Annotated in this window: 15 protein-coding genes; 5 read left to right on the forward strand and 10 right to left on the reverse strand. The window is 59.0% G+C overall.

Features of this window, described 5'->3' with window-relative positions:
- Positions 1-8 precede the first annotated feature (8 nt).
- From mraY to mraZ, 7 genes are read right to left on the reverse strand one after another with little or no spacing between them, the layout of a single operon-like run.
- Positions 9-1091, reverse strand: coding sequence for a phospho-N-acetylmuramoyl-pentapeptide-transferase (mraY, locus tag HGT1_RS08260; protein ID WP_176249447.1), 1083 nt, complete (start codon positions 1089-1091; stop codon positions 9-11).
- 32 nt (positions 1092-1123) lie between these two features.
- Positions 1124-2560, reverse strand: a complete 1437-nt coding sequence (murF, locus tag HGT1_RS08265) for a UDP-N-acetylmuramoyl-tripeptide--D-alanyl-D-alanine ligase (protein ID WP_176249448.1) — start codon at positions 2558-2560, stop codon at positions 1124-1126.
- Positions 2557-4038 (reverse strand): UDP-N-acetylmuramoyl-L-alanyl-D-glutamate--2,6-diaminopimelate ligase, encoded by a 1482-nt coding sequence (locus HGT1_RS08270; protein ID WP_176249449.1) that lies wholly within the window; start codon positions 4036-4038, stop codon positions 2557-2559. The genes murF and HGT1_RS08270 overlap by 4 nt, the downstream gene beginning before the upstream one ends.
- 16 nt (positions 4039-4054) lie before the next feature.
- A complete protein-coding gene (locus tag HGT1_RS08275) occupies positions 4055-5842 on the reverse strand; it encodes a penicillin-binding protein 2 (protein ID WP_176249450.1) in 1788 nt (595 codons plus the stop codon).
- Positions 5839-6192: a cell division protein FtsL gene (locus HGT1_RS08280; protein WP_176249451.1), complete on the reverse strand. Its 354-nt coding sequence runs from the start codon at positions 6190-6192 to the stop codon at positions 5839-5841. The genes HGT1_RS08275 and HGT1_RS08280 overlap by 4 nt, the downstream gene beginning before the upstream one ends.
- Positions 6189-7181, reverse strand: a complete 993-nt coding sequence (rsmH, locus tag HGT1_RS08285; protein WP_176249452.1) for a 16S rRNA (cytosine(1402)-N(4))-methyltransferase RsmH — start codon at positions 7179-7181, stop codon at positions 6189-6191. Before rsmH ends, HGT1_RS08280 begins: the two co-directional genes overlap by 4 nt.
- Before the next feature lie 5 nt (positions 7182-7186).
- Positions 7187-7690, reverse strand: coding sequence for a division/cell wall cluster transcriptional repressor MraZ (gene mraZ / locus HGT1_RS08290; RefSeq protein WP_176249453.1), 504 nt, complete (start codon positions 7688-7690; stop codon positions 7187-7189).
- 786 nt (positions 7691-8476) lie between these two features.
- On the opposite strand from mraZ, the gene HGT1_RS08295 reads away from it, so the two are divergent.
- Complete coding sequence (locus HGT1_RS08295) at positions 8477-8875, forward strand: c-type cytochrome (RefSeq protein ID WP_176249454.1); 399 nt, start codon at positions 8477-8479, stop codon at positions 8873-8875.
- A 12-nt stretch (positions 8876-8887) separates the two neighbouring features.
- On the opposite strand, the gene HGT1_RS08300 is transcribed toward HGT1_RS08295, so the two are convergent.
- Complete coding sequence (locus HGT1_RS08300; protein ID WP_176249455.1) at positions 8888-9958, reverse strand: Mrp/NBP35 family ATP-binding protein; 1071 nt, start codon at positions 9956-9958, stop codon at positions 8888-8890.
- A gap of 472 nt (positions 9959-10430) precedes the next feature.
- On the opposite strand from HGT1_RS08300, the gene HGT1_RS08305 reads away from it, so the two are divergent.
- Positions 10431-10643 carry a DUF1127 domain-containing protein gene (locus HGT1_RS08305; RefSeq protein WP_176249456.1) on the forward strand — a complete coding sequence of 71 codons (213 nt, stop codon included), beginning with the start codon at positions 10431-10433 and terminating at the stop codon, positions 10641-10643.
- Between the two features lie 310 nt (positions 10644-10953).
- On the opposite strand, the gene HGT1_RS08310 is transcribed toward HGT1_RS08305, so the two are convergent.
- Positions 10954-11748: an AraC family transcriptional regulator gene (locus HGT1_RS08310; RefSeq protein WP_176249457.1), complete on the reverse strand. Its 795-nt coding sequence runs from the start codon at positions 11746-11748 to the stop codon at positions 10954-10956.
- Positions 11749-11889: 141 nt separating this feature from the next.
- Here HGT1_RS08310 and HGT1_RS08315 point away from each other — a divergent pair, with 141 nt between their 5' ends.
- A complete protein-coding gene (locus HGT1_RS08315) occupies positions 11890-12246 on the forward strand; it encodes a cupin domain-containing protein (protein ID WP_176249458.1) in 357 nt (118 codons plus the stop codon).
- A gap of 406 nt (positions 12247-12652) precedes the next feature.
- On the forward strand, positions 12653-14026 hold the full coding sequence (locus HGT1_RS08320; RefSeq protein ID WP_176249459.1) for an aspartate aminotransferase family protein: 1374 nt from the start codon (positions 12653-12655) through the stop codon (positions 14024-14026).
- A 56-nt stretch (positions 14027-14082) separates the two neighbouring features.
- Here HGT1_RS08320 and HGT1_RS08325 read toward each other — a convergent pair whose 3' ends face one another.
- Positions 14083-16503 carry an ATP-dependent helicase gene (locus HGT1_RS08325; RefSeq protein WP_176249460.1) on the reverse strand — a complete coding sequence of 807 codons (2421 nt, stop codon included), beginning with the start codon at positions 16501-16503 and terminating at the stop codon, positions 14083-14085.
- A 163-nt stretch (positions 16504-16666) separates the two neighbouring features.
- On the opposite strand from HGT1_RS08325, the gene HGT1_RS08330 reads away from it, so the two are divergent.
- Positions 16667-17815 carry an alpha-hydroxy acid oxidase gene (locus HGT1_RS08330; RefSeq protein WP_176249461.1) on the forward strand — a complete coding sequence of 383 codons (1149 nt, stop codon included), beginning with the start codon at positions 16667-16669 and terminating at the stop codon, positions 17813-17815.
- Positions 17816-17893: the final 78 nt, after the last annotated feature.

Consider the following 17893-nt stretch of genomic DNA (forward strand, 5'->3'; position numbering starts at 1 on the left):
CGCAGGTCTTACCGGACTTTCAGCGTCGCCAAGCCGATCATCGCCAGGATGAGCGAGATGATCCAGAACCGGATCACGATCTGCGGCTCGGCCCAGCCTTTTTTCTCATAGTGGTGGTGGATCGGGGCCATCAGAAACACCCGTTTGCCGGTGCGTTTGAAATACAGCACCTGAATGATCACCGACAGGGCCTCGACCACGAACAAACCGCCGACGATGGCCAGTACCAATTCGTGTTTGGTGGCAACCGCAATGGCCCCCAACGCGCCGCCAAGCGCCAGCGATCCGGTGTCGCCCATGAACACGGCGGCAGGCGGGGCGTTGTACCACAAAAACCCAAGGCCCCCGCCAAAAATACCCGCCGTAAAGATCAGGATTTCGCCTGTGCCCGGCACATAATGCACATCCAGATAATCGGTGAAATCGACCCGTCCGACCGCATAGGCAATCACACCCAAAGCCCCCGCAGCAATCATCACCGGCATGATCGCAAGCCCGTCCAGACCGTCGGTCAGGTTCACCGCATTGGCCGACCCGACGATCACAATGACGGAAAACGGCACAAACAGGAAACCAAGGTTGATCAGCGTGTCCTTGAACACCGGCAGCGCCAGCTGGTTTTGCAGGCCTTCAGGATGGTATTGCGCGGCCCAGAATCCCGCGATTGCGGCAATGATCAGCCCCAACATCAGGCGCATCTTGCTGGAAACACCCGCCGTCGTCTGTTTGCTGACCTTGGCGTAATCATCGGCAAAACCGATGGCGGCAAAGCTCATTGTCACGAAAAGCACCATCCAGATAAACGGATTGTCCAGCCGCGCCCACATCAGCGTCGAGGTCAGCAAAGCCCCCACAATCAGCAAACCACCCATCGTCGGTGTGCCCGCCTTGACGAAATGCCCCTCGGGGCCATCATCGCGAATGGGTTGGCCTTTGCCCTGACGTTTGCGCAGAACTGCGATCAGCGGCTTGCCAAACAGGAAGCCGAAAATCAGCGCGGTCAGAAACGCACCACCAGCCCGAAAGGTGATGTAGCGGAAAAGGTTGAAGAAATCGCCGCCATCCGACAGCAGGGTCAACCAATAGAGCATTGTGCGCGTCCTAACTCAAAATCTTGCGGGCCTCAGCCCTGTTCTTCGTTGGTGACCGGATGGCCCATTTTGCGGATCGCGTCAACGATCAGGCCCAATTTCATCGACAAAGACCCTTTGGCCAGCACAACATCGCCGCTGTCCAGATGTCCCGACAATCCGTGCAATAGTTCTGCCGATGTCGCCGCCCATTCACCGCGCTGATGCGCCGGAATCAGATCGTAAAGCGATCGCATCAACGGGCCAACGCAATGGATCACATCCAGCTTTTTGGTCGCTTCCAGATGGGCCAGCCCTGCGTGCAAGGCGATTTCATCGGGGCCAAGTTCTTTCATGTCGCCCAGATAGGCAATGCGCCGTCCCTTGCTGACGCGGCCAATGTCATGGGTGACCTCTGCTGCCGCCAACACCTCCAGTGCGGCCGCCATTGAGGTGGGGTTGGCATTATAGCTGTCGTCGATCAGGTTGAGCGTCATGTTGATTTCAACGCGATCAAGATGGATGACCTCGCGGACGCCGCGCCCTTTGTAAGGCGTCCAACGGCCCAGCGATGCCGCCGCGAGCGCCAGATCGGCCCCCATGGCCTGCGCCACAGCCAGCGCGCCAAGCGCGTTCATCGCGAAATGCCGCCCCGGCGTGCCGATCTTGAACAGCAGCGGCGTGCCGTCGGCATCCGCCTGCACGACGGTCACATCGCCCTGGACCTGCACATCCTTAAGCTTGAAATGATAGGCATTTTCGCCGAACTCGATGTCGCGCAGGCGGCGGTCCACGGCTTTGGCCATCAGGATCGCGGCATGGTCGATATCGGCATTGATCACGGCCACGCCACCGGGTTCAAGGCCGTCGAAAATCGCCGCCTTTTCCACCGCAATGCCCGCCACATCGTCGAACGCTTCCAGATGCACCGCCGCAACGGTGGTGACCATCGCCGCATCAGGCTTGGTCAGGATCGCCAGCGGAGAGATTTCTCCGGGATGGTTCATCCCGATCTCGATCACGGCATATTGGGTATCGACAGGCATCCGCGCGAGTGTCAGAGGCACGCCCCAGTGGTTGTTATAGCTGTCCACCGATGCATGTGCCCGCCCCTGATCCGCGAAAATCGCCAGCAGCATTTCCTTGGTCGAGGTCTTGCCGACGCTGCCCGTCACCGCGACCACCTTGGCCTTCGTGCGCGCACGCGCAGCAGCACCAAGCGCCTCAAGCCCCGTCAACACATCATCAACAATCAGCAGCGGCGCATCTGCGGCCACCCCTTCGGGCACATGGCTGACCAGCGCCGCACCTGCGCCTTTTTCCAGCGCCATCGCAACGAAATCATGCCCGTCGCGCACATCCCTGAGGGCGACAAACAGATCGCCCGCCTGAATTGTGCGGGTGTCGATCGACACCCCGTCACAAGACCAATCACCGACCGCGCGGCCTCCGGTGGCTTTTGCCGCCTCTGCTGCTGTCCACAAGCTCATGTTAGCCTCCCGTCCAGTGCCGCAACCGCGAGGCTGGCCTGTTCCACATCATCAAAGGGCAAGACATCATCGCCGATGGTCTGCCCGGTTTCATGGCCCTTGCCCGCAATCAGCAGCGCATCGCCGGGGCCGATGGCATCGACGCCGCGCAAGATCGCCTCGGCACGGTCGCCAACCTCGGTTGCGCCGGGGGCACCTGCCATGACCGCTGCACGGATCAGGGCCGGGTCTTCCGAGCGCGGGTTGTCGTCGGTCACAAATACCACATCGGCATGTGCCGCCGCCGCCTGCCCCATCAAGGGCCGCTTTGTCGTATCGCGGTCGCCGCCAGCGCCGATGATCGCAACCAGACGTCCCATCACATGGGGGCGCATCGCCTGAAGCGCGGTCGCGATGGCATCGGGGGTATGGGCATAATCGACGAACACCGCCCCGCCATTGTCGCGGGTCGCGGCCAGTTGCATCCGGCCCCGCACGGTCGTCAGGTGGGGGATCGTGTCGAACACATCCGCAGAATTGGCCCCGCAGGCAATGACCAGCCCGCAGGCCAGCAAGACGTTATCGGCCTGAAACCCGCCAATCAGGTTGAGCCGTTTCTGATAGGTCTTGCCGCGCCAGTCAAAGCGCAGATCCTGCCCCGTGGCATCAAAGCGCTGGCCCGTCAGGTGCAGATCGCCGCCATCCCGGCCCACGCTGATCACCTCGCAACCGCGCGCACGGGCGATGGCAGTCATGTCGATGCCTTTGGGGTCGTCGATATTGACCACGGCGGTGCCGTCTTCGGGCAGGACGCGCGCGAACAAACCCGCTTTGGCGTCGAAATACGCCTCGAAGGTCGCGTGGTAATCCAGATGATCCTGGGTGAAGTTGGTGAACCCGGCGGCCTTGAGCGTCACGCCATCAAGCCGGCGCTGGTCGAGCCCGTGAGAGGACGCCTCCATCGCCGCGTGGGTAATGCCGTTAGCCGCAGCTTCGGCCAGCGCACGGTGCAGGGTGATCGGTTCGGGCGTGGTGTGGGCCAGCGGGGCGGTCCATGCGCCCTCGACCCCTGTGGTGCCAAGGTTGACGGCCGACAGGCCCATTTCAATCCAGATCTGGCGGACAAAGGTACTGACGGATGTTTTGCCATTGGTGCCGGTCACGGCAACCATCGTGGCAGGCTGCGCGCCGAACCACAGCGCCGCAGAACGCGCCAGCGCCTCGCGGGGGGCATCGGTGACAACGACGGCAATGCCGGCATCAGCCATCAGATCACCGGCGATTTCGGCACCTTTGGCATCGGTCAGAACCGCAACCGCGCCCATACGCACCGCATATTGAATGAATTCGGCCCCGTGAACCTTGCTGCCGGGCATGGCGGCAAACAGAAAGCCGCTTTTTACCTGTCGGCTGTCAACGGCAATGCCGGTGATGTCGGGGTTGGCCTCCCCCTTTGCGGTCAGACCAAGTGAGGAAAGGGGGATGGTCTGTGTGCCCATGGGGGACGCTCTTTTATCAGTTGCTGCTGGACAGCGTTATACCAGCGACACTGTCCGGTTCAACAGTTGGTCTGAGCCCCAGCAAAGGTGCGATCCGGCGGATCATCTCGGCGGCGACGGGCACAGCCGTCCAACCCGCTGTGCGGCGCGGTTTTTCACCCGATGTTTCAACAGGTTCGTCCAAGGTCAGGATCAGCACATATTTCGGATCAGTGATCGGGAATATGCTGGCAAATGTGTTGATCACCTTGTCTTCAAGATATCCGCCACGGGGGCCGGGTTTGTCGGCAGTGCCGGTTTTGCCGCCCACATGATAGCCGGGAACCTCGCCAAAACTGGCGGTCCCTTCGGTGACGACCTTGCGCAGCATCATCCGCGCATCGGCGGCGGCGCGCTCGGACATCAGGCGTTCGCCCATTTTAGGCCCGTTCTGTTTCACCAAGGTCGGCAAAACCTTCAGACCGCCATTCGCAATCGCAGCATATCCGGCCGCAAGATGCATCGGGCTGGAGGACAAACCATGCCCGTAGGAAATCGTGACCGAGCTGAGCTCTTCCCAGCGTTTGGGCAGCAAGGGCTGGCCCCCCGACGCTTCAACGATCTCGAAGGGGGTGGGTTCAAAAAAGCCGAGGCTTTTCAGGAATGCCTGTTGCCGCTCTGACCCGATTTGCAAGGCAAGACGACCCGATCCGCGGTTCGAACTATGCACGATAATGCCCGTAACCGATTGTTTTCCGTAGTTCTTGCCGTTGAACTCTCCGATTTTGAACCCGCCGACCTTCATCGGCCCGGAGGTGTCAATCACAGTGTCCGCATTCACCAACCCCAGATCAATCGCCTGCGCTGCCGCGAAAATCTTGAAGACGGAGCCCAATTCGTACACGCCTTGAACCGACCGGTTGAACAGCGGGCTGTCTGACGCGTCGCCCTTTACGGCGACGTGCGGGCGGTCGTTGGGGTCAAATGACGGCAGCGACACCGCGCTGATCACCTCGCCTGTGTGAATATCCATCAAGACCGATGTCGCGCCCTTGGCGTTCATCAGCTTCATGCCGCCGTATAAAATCCGCTCGGAGGCGGCCTGCACCGTCATATCAAGTGACAGTTCCAGCGGCTTGTTCCCGTTGGCGGGGTCACGCAGGTAGGTATCAAAGTATTTTTCCACGCCGGCAACGCCGATCACCTCGGCACCGTGCACGCCCTCTTTGCCAAAGCTGGCACCGCCCATGATATGCGCGGCCAGCGTGCCATTGGGGTACAGGCGCATGTCGCGCGGGGCAAACAGCAGGCCGGGTTCACCGATTTCGTGAACCGCTTGCATCTGTTCGGGGCTGATTTTCTTGCGAATCCACAGGAACTTGCGCTTGCCGGTAAAGTCGCGGATCAGCCGTTCCTCGTCCAGATCGGGGAACACCTTCATCAGCTTTTTGGCGGCGCGTTCGGGGTCGATCATGTGATGCGGCTGTGCATAGAGCGCATGGGTCTCGAAATTCGTTGCCAGCAGGTTACCGTTGCGGTCAACGATGTCGGCACGGGTGGCCGAAATCACCGATCCGGGGGCTGCGGCGCGGGGTTCTGTCGGGTCCGTGGTGGCCATGACGCCCATGCGCGCACCCACAACGGCAAAGGCGCAGAAAAAGAACACACCCAGGACCAGCAAACGCCCTTCGGCACGCTGGCGCGAGGAATCGCGCATCTGTTCGTGCCGGATACGGGTGTTTTCACGTTCAATCGCGTCGGGGTTTTCGCCTTTTTGGCGTGCCTCAAGGATACGGGCCAGTGGACGCAGCGGGGTGCGGATCATTCTGATGCCTCCATCGTGGACACGTCGACGCCTTGGGTGATCTCGAACAGCGGGAATTCAGGCAGTGGCGGATAGCCGACCTGATCAATCGCGCCGAACTGGTCGGGGTGCAGCGGCAAAAGGCCAAGGCGGTCAAAGTTCATTTCCGCCAGATCACGCAGCCGGTCGGGGCGGTTCAGATAGGCCCATTCGGCGCGCAAAACGGCCAGACGGCTGTGCGCTTCGCGGATTTCGTGACGCAGACCGTCGGTATCGCTCAACGCCTTTTGCGTGGCATAGTTTTCGCGGTAGGCCCAAAATGCCAACCCGATGACAGACAATGTTGTGAGGACGTAAAGCACGGCTCTCATGGCAGAATTCCTTTGACGACGGGCATCCCGAGCGATTTTGCATCAACGGGTCCGGCAGGCGCATCGGTACGAATGGCAACCCGCAGCTTGGCAGAACGGCTGCGCGGGTTTTCCTCAAGCTCTTGCGCATCCGGCCCGATGGCCTTGCGCTTTTTGACGATGAATTGCGGTGCTTCGGTTTCCATTTCAGGCGCAAAGCGGTTGGCATTGCCACCGGTCCCTGCCCGCGCCGTCAAAAAGCGTTTGACCATGCGGTCTTCGACCGAATGAAAGGTGACGACGGCCAGTTGCCCGCCTGGTTTCAGCGCCCGTTCAGCGGCCATAAGCCCTTCGAACAATTCACCATATTCGTTGTTCACCGCGATGCGCAGCGCCTGAAAACTGCGGGTCGCGGGGTGCGACTGACCGGGTTTGGAGCGGGGCAAACAACCCTCGACCAACCCTGCCAGTTGCAAGGTTGTGGTAATCGGCGCTTCTTCGCGGGCCCGCACAATCGCCTTGGCAATGCGGCGGCTGGCGCGTTCTTCGCCGTATTGGAACAGGATATTGGCGATGGTTTCTTCTTCGGCCTCGTTGACGATGTCAGCGGCTGAGGGGCCTTGCTGGCTCATCCGCATGTCCAAAGGCCCGTCGCGCATAAAGGAAAAACCGCGTTCGGCCAGGTCAAGCTGCATCGACGATACGCCCAGATCCAGCACAACACCGTCAAGGTCCTGCGCGTATTCGTCCATCTTGGAGAAAACGCCCTGCTGCATGATAATCCGGTCGCCATAGTCAGCGGCCCAGCTTTTCGCCATCTCAAAGGCCAGCGGGTCACGGTCAACGGCGATGACCTGATCGGCACCGGCATCCAGCAAGCCGCGCGTATAGCCGCCCGCGCCGAATGTGCCGTCCAGCCAGCGGCCCGTGACAGGGGCAACCGCAGCCAGCAAGGGGCGCAACAGAACCGGTGTGTGGGGGGCTGAAGGGGTGTCAGAGGCAGCGGTCATATCGCTTAAGCCCCCGGCTTGCCGTCCAGGAAGGCCATCGGATCGAAGTCTTCTGGCAATTCATCCAGCCATTCCTCTTCGCGGGCTTTTTCCTCGGTCTCATAGGTTTCGGGCTTCCAGATCTGGAACGTGTCACCGGCAGCGATAAAGAACGCCTCGCCTTCCAGGTCGATCTTGTTGCGCAGCTTGGCAGGCAGCACCAGGCGGCCCGTTTCATCAACGGATGTGGGAAAGGACTGACCGTGGAACAGCCGTTGCAGCATCTTGCGTTCCATTGATCCGCGCGGCAGCGCGTCGATTTTATCGTCGACCTCGTCAATCGCCTGCATGGTATAGCATTCAAGATAGCTGCGGCGGCTGTCGCCATAGACGATGACCAGTTCGGGCGTGCCGCCGTTTTGCCAATTCGGATCACCGGCTTCCAACACACGACGAAAAGAGGCTGGGATAGACACCCGCCCCTTCGTATCGACCTTGTGCTGGCTTTCGCCTCTGAACCTGCGGCTCACGTTTTAGTCCCTGCCTATGACGCGTTTCGCGCCTGAAATTCATGTCCCCGGTGATGCCCGACGTTTGATGTAAAAACGGCGGGTTGATCTGCTGCCACTGATCAACCCGCCGCGTATCCCGCCGTTGCGGGGAAGTCCGACTGCGCGCGCCACCTGGGGGGATGTCTGCTCGCTCGCGCGCCGGATCTCTTGGTCTGATGAAAGCGAGGTGCCTGTATGAACCTGCTAGAGTTTTATTTGGTCGATGGGGTCGTTTGGTGCCCCGTGTCTCGTTCTCATCCGATGCACTAGGGATGCCATGGGAAATCATGGGCGTCTACATTTTTTTTCGGGAAAAGGCACCGGATTTGGTTTTGCACAGGGGACATAAACAACATGTAGATTGGGAAATCACAGAAATATTACCGCATCATGTTTATATTCATCGCCAGCACACCAGATGTAGTGCGAACGATCCTGACCCTGAATTTCCCACGGTTTCCCGGAAAAAATTCATCCTCAAACTTATCCACAAGCCATGTTCCCGCCTTGTTCCATAAATCAACGGGGTTAGACAACCGAAATCAAGAGCCGGAACCCGGATTTAAAGCTGAATCGGCACATTTCAGCCGAATCACCTCCGCGACGGGCAATCCGGACCCGCCAAAAATCCCATGAATTCCCGCGCGGGGCATCGACCTGGGATGCTGTGGGCCGAAATTCCCAGATCGGGCGCGATATTTTTATCTGCATTGACCCCTGTCGGGTCAAAACGCATTCTGCGCACAGACTATGAAAAGGCACCGCATGAAACCTACCGTCCTCCTGATCGCCGCTATACCTGTCGCGATTGCAGCATGTACCCAACCCGCCCCGCAAAACCGCGGCGCAGATCTATACGCGGCGCATTGCATCAGCTGCCACGGCAAATCCGCTCAAGGGGACGGGCCGTTGGCCGCGCAATACGGAATGCGGCCGGCAAACCTGACGTTGCTTAGCCAGAACAACGGGGGCGTTTTCCCGTCTGAGGGCGTGATGGCGCAGATCAACGGCTATCCCGGGCGTCACGACTTTGGCGGCATGCCTGAGTTCGAACATGTACTGTCGGGCACGACCGTCCGGTACCAGACAGCGTCGGGTGAGGTGATCGAAACCCAGCAGGCGCTCATCGACATCGCCACCTATCTTGAGACCCTTCAGCAGTAGAAAGGCGGGGGCTTACGCCATCCCGCCCTTTATCAACCCTTCGGCAATGCGGGCATAGGCCTGCGCCATGGGACCATCGCCCGCTGCAATCGGCGTGCCACCGTCGCCGGCAAGGCGGGTATCCAGATCAATGGGCAGACTGCCCAGCAAGGGCACGCCGATCTTGTCCGCCTCGGCCGCGACACCGCCATGGCCGAATATCTGATGTTCGGACCCGCAATCGGGGCAGACAAACATCGACATGTTTTCGATCAGGCCGATAACCGGGGTTTTCAGGGTGTTGAACATGTCGATGGCCTTGCGCGCATCAATCAGCGCCACGTCTTGCGGGGTGGACACGACAATGGCCCCCGACAATTCGGACTTGGTACATAGTGTCAGCTGAACATCGCCTGTTCCGGGCGGCAGATCGACCAGCAGCACGTCAAGCTCGCCCCATTCAACCTGCCCCAACATCTGCTGCAGCGCCCCCATCAGCATCGGGCCACGCCAAACCACGGCTTTGCCTTCTTCCATCATGAAGCCGATCGACATCAGGGTTACGCCATGGGCGTGCAGGGGAATGATCGTTTTGCCATCGGGCGATGCGGGGCGTTTGTTGACCCCCATCATGCGCGGCTGGCTGGGGCCGTAAATATCAGCATCCAGCAGGCCAACCTTGCGCCCTGCCCGCGCCAGCGCCACCGCAAGGTTCGAACTGACGGTCGATTTGCCAACGCCACCCTTGCCCGACCCGATGGCCAGAATCCGCTGCACGCCTTTGGGCTTGGTGGGGCCGTCCTGCGGCTTGGGATGGCCGCCGATCTTGAGGCTGGGTGCCGGAGCCTTGGGCGCGGGGCCATGGGCGGTCAGGGCCACGGTGACGGAGCTCACACCCTCCATCGCCTTTACCACCTGTTCGGCCGCATCACGCAAAGGGGCCATTTGCGCGGCCACCTGCGCATTCGGGGCCTCGATCACGAAACGCACGACATCCCCGTCGATCGTCAAAGCACGAATCAAATCATGGGCAAGGATGGATTTCCCATCCGGCATTGTGACGCGTTCCAGTTCAGCTTCGACTTGAGCTTTTGTAACGGGCATATCGTTTTCCTTCTTATCCAGGGTTTTGACATGGCAGTTTTTGACCAAACCGCAAGAGCCTGTCGCCACACTGCCCACGCAAGCAGCAAAGCCCGAAATATCTGCCTAGAAAATAATCAAACCCCCTATGTTTCTGCTGCATAGCTGCATTGCAGAATTTATATTTGTGCAACTGCAGCAAATAGGTCAGAAAGGTTTCAGGACAGCACAAGCTGCTGACCAACAGAAAGACCAGACGCATCCATCCTCCTCCCGGATGTTTCTGTTTTAGGCGACGGCACCCTCCTCCTCCCTGGTGTCGTCGCCATTTTTTTGTCAAAATTTTTCAGGACCTTACGTCAACTTTGCTTATGCATTTGCTGCATAGCAGCATTGACGACATGTGCATTGTGCAGACGCAGCATCTTCCTACATATGGATCACAAGGAAACGCAGACGACGCAAACGCAGACGAAACAAACGAGGTGCTGAAATGGCATATGTAAACGCAACAACCGCTCCTTCCATCGCAGACCGCTTTAACGCTGTTCTGTCCATGATCGCGACGCGCCGCAAACAAGCCCGCGTATACCGCGCCACATTCGACGAGCTGAGCTCGCTCTCGAACCGTGAATTGGCAGACCTCGGCATGAGCCGTTCACAAATCCGCAGCATCGCTCTGGAAACAGGCCGCAACGCTGCCTAAATGAATTGAGATCGGACACACACATCCTCCCTGTTGTGTGTCTGTAGAAGGCCTACGGTTTCCTCCTCCTCCCTGAAACCACGGCCTTCATAAACGTCTCCTTCCTCCTTTCCTCCCGATTGGATTGGAGACGTCGAAAAAGACGGCGGTGCTTTCCTCCCAAAGCGCCGCCGTTCTTTATTTCAAAGGCACCCATTTTCAGAAATCCGGTATTTACGGGCATCAGGTGCGTGGTGGGCCAAGGTTTGCTCTGGGGGACAAAACGGATCTTCAAGATCATCTAGCGAAGCTCCGCTTTGGTCGATGAACTCTATCGTCTTTGTATCAAGCGCTGCCAGCCTCCCGGAGAGATACCGAAGTTCGCTTTGAACTGTCGCGTCATGTGGGGCTGGTCGCTAAAACCCGCTCTTAAAGCAGCGTCAACCAAAGTAGCTCCAGAAACAATGTCGCCGCGAACCTGATCTAGACGACGCAGTGTCAGGTATCGATACGGGCTGGTTCCGAACGCTTTTCTGAACTGACGCGCCAGCGCATACCGGTCCAAGCCGGTGATTTTTTCCAGTTCTTCGGAATGGACGGTCTGATCAAGATTGCCGTCAAGGTATTCTCTCGCTCGGTTTGTCGCTCTTAAGTCTATCAAGGAGCCTGTTGTGCGATGGGCAGACGTGTCGTGTGCCAGCAACCCGTCCGCCAATAAAACGGCCAGTTCATCCATCGCAACCGTTTCCAGAATTGTGGCCATATCGGAGAATGCAGCATGGATTGCGTGCATCAAGCGCGGGTCCGTAAGAACCGCGTCACGCAAAAAAGGAAGCGTGCTTGCCGACGGCCCTAAAGCCTCACGTACCAAAGATGGCTCGACATACAGCATCCGGTAGTGGAACCCGTCTTCTGTTCCGGCCTCGCCAGTGTGTACTTCGTCAGGGTGTAGAACAATTACCTGACCGGCAACACTATCCGAACGCGCACCACGATAATCAAAGCTCTGGACGCCATTGATGGTATATCCGATTGCGTAAGTGTCATGTCGATGCGGGGCGTAAGCCTCACCGGAAAAATGTGCCTCGATCCTCTGGATGCCGGCCTGCCAGGGCGCTGCTGCCACCCAATCGCGCGCGCACGATCGTTCAAGACCCGGCGTGAGGTCGTGTGATCTTGTCTCACTGGATTGTCGTTCGCTTTTAATCGGACAACTCCTGATGGCTTCGTGGCCATACCTGTAAAAACAATAAAAAGGACATCATCAATGAAATCAGTCAACCTTGAGGAAAAACTGGCACAGTTTTCAACGCATTGGGACCCACATGTGATTGCCGATTATAACGACAATGAAGTCATGGTGGTCAAATTGATCGGTGAGTATCCATTCCATAAACATGACTCCACAGATGATTTCTTCTATGTGCTGGAGGGTGAGATGCAAATGGATATTGAAGGGGAGCCGTCGCGCACGGTCAAAGCGGGCGAGCTGTTTATTGTCCCAAAGGGCGTGGTCCATCGGCCACGCGCTGACAGTGAGGTCAAGGTACTTCTGATCGAGCCGAAAGGCGAACCCAATTCAGGTGACTCAGATCGCAAAGCTGCCCCCAAGACCCGCATCTGATTAATAATAGCGGCGGGATAGGTGACGTTAATGCCCGCCGCAGCATCGGTCGCTCTGGGCTCGAAGTCGGCCTGCATCATCCTCCGAAACCGCAAGCGAACGCGGTCGCCGAACTGAAGCCTCGATCCACCATGAAGCCGCCCCGCCAAGCAGTTCTGCCTAATTCGAGCGCAGTTCCCCGCCAACTCCAATCCCGAAAACCCGCACCCGACGACAAATCTGTTGGTTTCCCCGCACAACCGTGGTTAAAATGCTGCATTACCTTGGCAATAAAGGCATTGCGCGCTGCTGCTTGGGTGAGCGGAGCCGTTCTGCTCACACTCCGGCCCCTGTTTGGCCCCTTGCGTGCAACCGGCTCCTTTCAGAATGAACAGGCGGCGCGCCGCCACAGTCGAAGGGTAAGACCATGCTACACAATGATAAACTTGAACAATGGGACCGCGAGAATTTCTTTCACGCCTCGACCCATCTGGCTGAATTCGCACGGGGCAACATCCCGCAGCGCGTGATCAAAACCGCGTCCGGCGTGCATATCGAAGACCGCGATGGCAACCGGATGCTGGACGCCTTCGCGGGTTTGTATTGCGTCAACGTCGGCTATGGCCGCCCCGAGATCGCCGAAGCCATCGCCGAGCAGGCGAAAGAGCTGGCCTATTACCATTCCTATGTCGGCCACGGCACCGAAGCGTCGATCACCCTTGCCAAGATGGTGATGGACCGCGCGCCCGATCACATGTCCAAAGTGTATTTCGGCATGTCCGGCTCCGATGCCAACGAGACCAACATCAAATTGATCTGGTATTACAACAACATACTGGGTCGCCCGAAGAAGAAAAAGATCATCTCGCGCTGGCGCGGCTATCACGGATCGGGCCTGATGACCGGATCGCTGACGGGCCTCGACCTGTTTCACAAGAAGTTCGACCTGCCCCTCGCGCAGGTGATCCACACAGAGGCACCGTTTTATTTCCAGCGCAAGAATCAGGACCAAAGCGAAAGCGAATTCGTCGCCCATTGCGTGTCCGAGCTTGAGGCGATGATCCACGCCGAAGGGGCCGACACCATCGCGGCCTTTATCGGTGAACCCGTTTTGGGCACCGGTGGCATCGTGCCGCCGCCCGCAGGCTATTGGCCCGCCATCCAAGAAGTGCTGGACCGCCACGATATTCTGCTGGTCGCAGACGAAGTCGTGACCGGTTTTGGCCGTTTGGGCACGATGTTCGGGTCCGATCACTATGGCATGCGCCCCGATCTGATCACCATCGCCAAGGGGCTGACATCGGCCTATGCGCCGCTTTCGGGGTCGATTGTGTCTGACAAAATGTGGGCCGTGCTTGAAAAAGGCACCGATGAAAACGGCCCGATCGGGCACGGCTGGACCTATTCGGCCCATCCCATCGGCGCTGCTGCGGGCGTTGCGAACCTGCAATTGATCGACAAACTGGGGCTGATGGAAAATGCAGGCACGGTTGGGGCCTATCTGAACACCCAGATGCGCGCCGCCTTGGCCGACCACCCCCATGTGGGCGACGTGCGTGGCGAAGGCATGTTGTGCGCGGTTGAATTCGTGGCCGACAAAGACAGCCGCACCTTCTATGACGCGGCCGACAAGATCGGGCCGCAGATCGCCGGCAAGCTGCTTGAGCAAAGCAACGTCATCGCGCGGGCCATGCCCCAAGGGGATATTCTGGGCTTTGCCCCGCCCTTCTGCCTTAGCAAGGAGGAGGCCGATCAGGTCGTTGCCGCAACCCATCAGGCCGTGACATCGGTTCTGGGCTAAATCCGGCTGACATACTCATGGGGCGCTGCATCTGCCGCGCCCCATGAACCAATCCTTTAAAACGGTACGTCATCCGATCCGGTCAGAAACCGCGACACGACTTTTTTGATCCCGGCTTTTTCAAACTCGATCTCAAGCTTGTCACCTTCGATCCCGATCACATTGCCATAGCCGAATTTCTGATGGAACACGCGTTCGCCCATGGTGAAGCTGCTGACCGCGGCCATATCAATGGTGACATTGCGCGATTCCCTGGGCTGGCTCATCCCGCGATCATTGCTGCGCGATTGCAGACGCCGCCAACCCGGTGAATTATAGACATTCGCCTCGGCGGCCTTTTCATGCAGATCGGATTTCGGCATCGCAGCGCCAAACCCACCCCCATAAAGGCCGGGCGGGGTCAGGACATCCACGTGATCCTGCGGCAATTCGTCGATAAACCGCGACGGCATGGCGCTTTGCCATTGGCCAAACACCCGCCGGTTCGCGGCAAATGAAATGGTGCAGATTTCCTCGGCGCGGGTGATGCCGACATAGGCCAGACGGCGCTCTTCCTCGAGGCCCTTGACCCCGCTTTCATCCATAGACCGTTGCGACGGAAACAGCCCGTCCTCCCAGCCCGGCAGGAACACGGCGGGGAATTCCAGACCCTTGGCGGCGTGCAGCGTCATGATCGACACCTTTTCGCCCTCGCCTTGCTGTTCGTTGTCCATAATCAGGCTGACGTGTTCAAGGAAACCTTGCAGATTCTCGAACTGTTCCAAGGCCTTGACCAATTCCTTGAGGTTCTCAAGCCGCCCCGGTGCCTCTGGCGTTTTGTCGTTCTGCCAGAAACCAGTATAGCCGGACTCATCAAGGATAATCTGCGCCAGCTCGACATGGCTCATCTCGGGCGGGCCGTATTCATAGCGCGCAATAGGCACGCCATCGTCGATCACTGAATTATCGTCGATCTCGGTGCGAATGCGCGGCCCGCGCGCCATCTCGCCCCAGCGTTCAATGCCGTCAATCAACAGCCGCAACTGCGCCGCCCCCTTGCCGCCGATCCCGCCATTGGCCAGCAATATCCGCGCGCCTTCCACAAGGTTCACGCCGTTTTCACGCGCCGTTACCTGTATATTCTGCTGCGCCTTATCGCCCAGCCCGCGCTTGGGCGTGTTCACGATCCGCTCGAACGCCAGATCATCATCGGGCGATGTCACGACGCGGAAATAGGCCATCGCATCCCTGATCTCGAGCCGTTCGTAGAAGCGCGGCCCCCCGATGACGCGGTAGGGCAGACCGATGGTCAGAAACCGGTCCTCAAAGGCGCGCATCTGGTGCGAGGCCCGCACGAGGATCGCCATATCATCCAGCGAATACTTGCGCAGATCGCGGGTCCCGCGCTGCATGGATTCGATCTCGTCCCCGATCCAGCGGGCTTCTTCCTCGCCATCCCAATGGCCGATCAACCGAACCTTTTCACCATCCCGCGCTTCGGTCCAAAGCGTCTTGCCCAACCGCCCTTCGTTGCCCGCAATCACGCCGGACGCAGCAGCCAGAATATGCGGGGTCGACCGGTAGTTCTGTTCAAGTCGCACCACATGGGCACCGGGGAAATCGCTCTCAAACTTGAGGATATTGCCCACTTCGGCCCCGCGCCAGCCATAGATCGACTGGTCGTCATCCCCCACACAACAGATGTTTTTATGCCCCGCCGCCAACAGCCGCAGCCACAGATATTGGGCGACGTTGGTGTCTTGGTATTCGTCCACAAGGATGAACTTGAACCAGCGTTGATACTGTTTCAGCAAGTTCTCGTGAGTCTGGAAAATCGTCACCATATGCAACAGCAGATCGCCGAAATCGCAGGCGTTCAGGTCTTTCAGCCGCGCTTGATACTGGGCATAAAGTTCGGTGCCACGGTGGTTGTAATGACCCGCATCGGCACTTGGCACCTTTTCCGGTGTCAGCGCACGGTTCTTCCAGCCGTCAATGATCCCCGCCAGCATCCGCGCAGGCCAACGCTTGTCGTCAATACCTTCGGCCTTGATCAACTGCTTGAGCAGGCGCAACTGGTCGTCCGTATCCAGAATGGTAAAGTTCGATTTCAACCCCACCAGCTCCGCATGACGGCGCAACAGCTTGACGCAGATCGCATGGAACGTGCCCAGCCACGGCATGCCTTCAATGCTTTGCCCCAACATGCCACCGACGCGGTTCTTCATCTCGCGCGCGGCCTTGTTGGTGAAGGTGACCGCCAAAATCTCGTTCGGGCGGGCGCGGCCCGTGTTCATCAAATGCACGATCCGCGCAGTCAACGCCTTGGTCTTGCCGGTGCCCGCCCCCGCCAGCATCAACACCGGCCCGTCCATCTGTTCAACGGCAGCCCGTTGCGCGGGGTTCAGCCCGTCGAGATAGGGTTGCGGACGCGCGGCCATGGCGCGCGCTGATAAAGATGCGCCCTCAAAGGCGTCCATTTCGTCGAAATCATTCATGGGCCATAACCTAGCGCGCCATGCGTCCAAATGAAAGACACGTTCGCAAAATGTTCTTGGCAGAAAACGGCCGTAATTGCCGCCGGTATTTCCGCCTCTGTGATGTTCAATCCGGTGCAGATGGCGGCTGGACAAACCCCGACTGTCCTGCCCAAATAAGCGCATGGATTTGCACACAAACTACCCCGAACTCTCCGACCTGCGCCGCCGCGCCAAACGGCGGATTCCGAAATTCGTCTGGGAATATCTGGACAGCGCCACCGGAGCCGAGACCACCAAACACCGCAACCGCCAGTCGCTGGACCGGATCGGCTTCATGCCATCGGTGCTGCATGGCGAATTCGACCCTGACCTGTCGACGTCATTATTCGGGGCCGATTTCCCCCTGCCCTTCGGGATCGCCCCGATTGGCATGTCCGGGCTGATCTGGCCCGATGCCGAAGGCCATCTTGCCCGCGCCGCCGCCCGCGCCGGCCTTCCCTATTGCCTGTCCACAGTCGCCACCCAAAGCCCCGAAGACCTTGCCCCCCATATCGGCAAGGACGCGTGGTTCCAGATGTACCCCCCGCGCGACCCCGACATTCGCACCGACATGTTGAACCGCGCCAGATCCGCCGGTTTCAACGGGCTGATCCTGACCGTCGATGTCCCCGTGGCCAGCCGCCGCGAACGGCAAACGCGCTCTGGCCTGACCAACCCGCCGCGCCTGACACCGCGCTTGCTGGCCCAAGTGGCGATGCGTCCGGCCTGGGCCATGGGCATTGCGCAGCGCGGGATGCCGCATATGCGGATGCTGGACAAATACAAAAGCACCAGCACCCAAGGTTTGTCATCCACCGCGCATGTCGGATACCTGCTGCGCACCTCGCCCGATTGGGACTATGTCAAATGGTTGCGCGATGCGTGGGACGGGCCTTTCATGATCAAAGGCGTGTTGCGCCCAGAAGATGCCACCACCCTCGAAACCATAGGTGCCGACGGCATTTGGGTGTCCAACCATGCGGGCCGGCAATTCGACGGGGCCCCTGCGTCAATCGACATGCTGCCCGCGATTCGCGCCGCCACTACTTTGCCGATTATTTTTGACAGCGGCGTCGAAACCGGCCTCGATATTTTGCGCGCATTGGCCCTTGGGGCGGATTTTGTGATGATGGGCCGCGCCTTCCACTATGCCCTCGCGGCATTGGGACCAATTGGCGTCGATCACCTGATTGACACCTTCAAAAAGGACCTAATCGCAAACATGGGGCAGATGGGCGCAAGATCATTGCAAGATTTGCCCGCTCCGATCGACCTCGATCAGCGCGTCTAAATTCCAAATGGTCTAAAATCCCCGCCGGAGGCATAAAAACTTCCTTGCACCCCGCGCCAAACACACGCAACAATGCTG

This window comes from Sulfitobacter sp. HGT1, assembly GCF_013282155.1.
Classification (GTDB): Bacteria; Pseudomonadota; Alphaproteobacteria; order Rhodobacterales; family Rhodobacteraceae; genus Sulfitobacter.

Excerpts from the sequence above, each read along its gene's own strand:
- HGT1_RS08305 (WP_176249456.1), top strand. The coding sequence starts at position 10,431 with ATGGCATATGTAAACGCAACAACCGCTCCTTCCATCGCAGACCGCTTT.
- HGT1_RS08315 (WP_176249458.1), top strand. The coding sequence starts at position 11,890 with ATGAAATCAGTCAACCTTGAGGAAAAACTGGCACAGTTTTCAACGCAT.
- HGT1_RS08325 (WP_176249460.1), bottom strand. The coding sequence starts at position 16,503 with ATGAATGATTTCGACGAAATGGACGCCTTTGAGGGCGCATCTTTATCA.
- rsmH (WP_176249452.1), bottom strand. The coding sequence starts at position 7,181 with ATGACCGCTGCCTCTGACACCCCTTCAGCCCCCCACACACCGGTTCTG.
- HGT1_RS08300 (WP_176249455.1), bottom strand. The coding sequence starts at position 9,958 with ATGCCCGTTACAAAAGCTCAAGTCGAAGCTGAACTGGAACGCGTCACA.
- HGT1_RS08330 (WP_176249461.1), top strand. The coding sequence starts at position 16,667 with ATGGATTTGCACACAAACTACCCCGAACTCTCCGACCTGCGCCGCCGC.
- HGT1_RS08280 (WP_176249451.1), bottom strand. The coding sequence starts at position 6,192 with ATGAGAGCCGTGCTTTACGTCCTCACAACATTGTCTGTCATCGGGTTG.
- HGT1_RS08320 (WP_176249459.1), top strand. The coding sequence starts at position 12,653 with ATGCTACACAATGATAAACTTGAACAATGGGACCGCGAGAATTTCTTT.
- HGT1_RS08275 (WP_176249450.1), bottom strand. The coding sequence starts at position 5,842 with ATGATCCGCACCCCGCTGCGTCCACTGGCCCGTATCCTTGAGGCACGC.
- HGT1_RS08270 (WP_176249449.1), bottom strand. The coding sequence starts at position 4,038 with ATGGGCACACAGACCATCCCCCTTTCCTCACTTGGTCTGACCGCAAAG.
- mraY (WP_176249447.1), bottom strand. The coding sequence starts at position 1,091 with ATGCTCTATTGGTTGACCCTGCTGTCGGATGGCGGCGATTTCTTCAAC.
- murF (WP_176249448.1), bottom strand. The coding sequence starts at position 2,560 with ATGAGCTTGTGGACAGCAGCAGAGGCGGCAAAAGCCACCGGAGGCCGC.
- HGT1_RS08295 (WP_176249454.1), top strand. The coding sequence starts at position 8,477 with ATGAAACCTACCGTCCTCCTGATCGCCGCTATACCTGTCGCGATTGCA.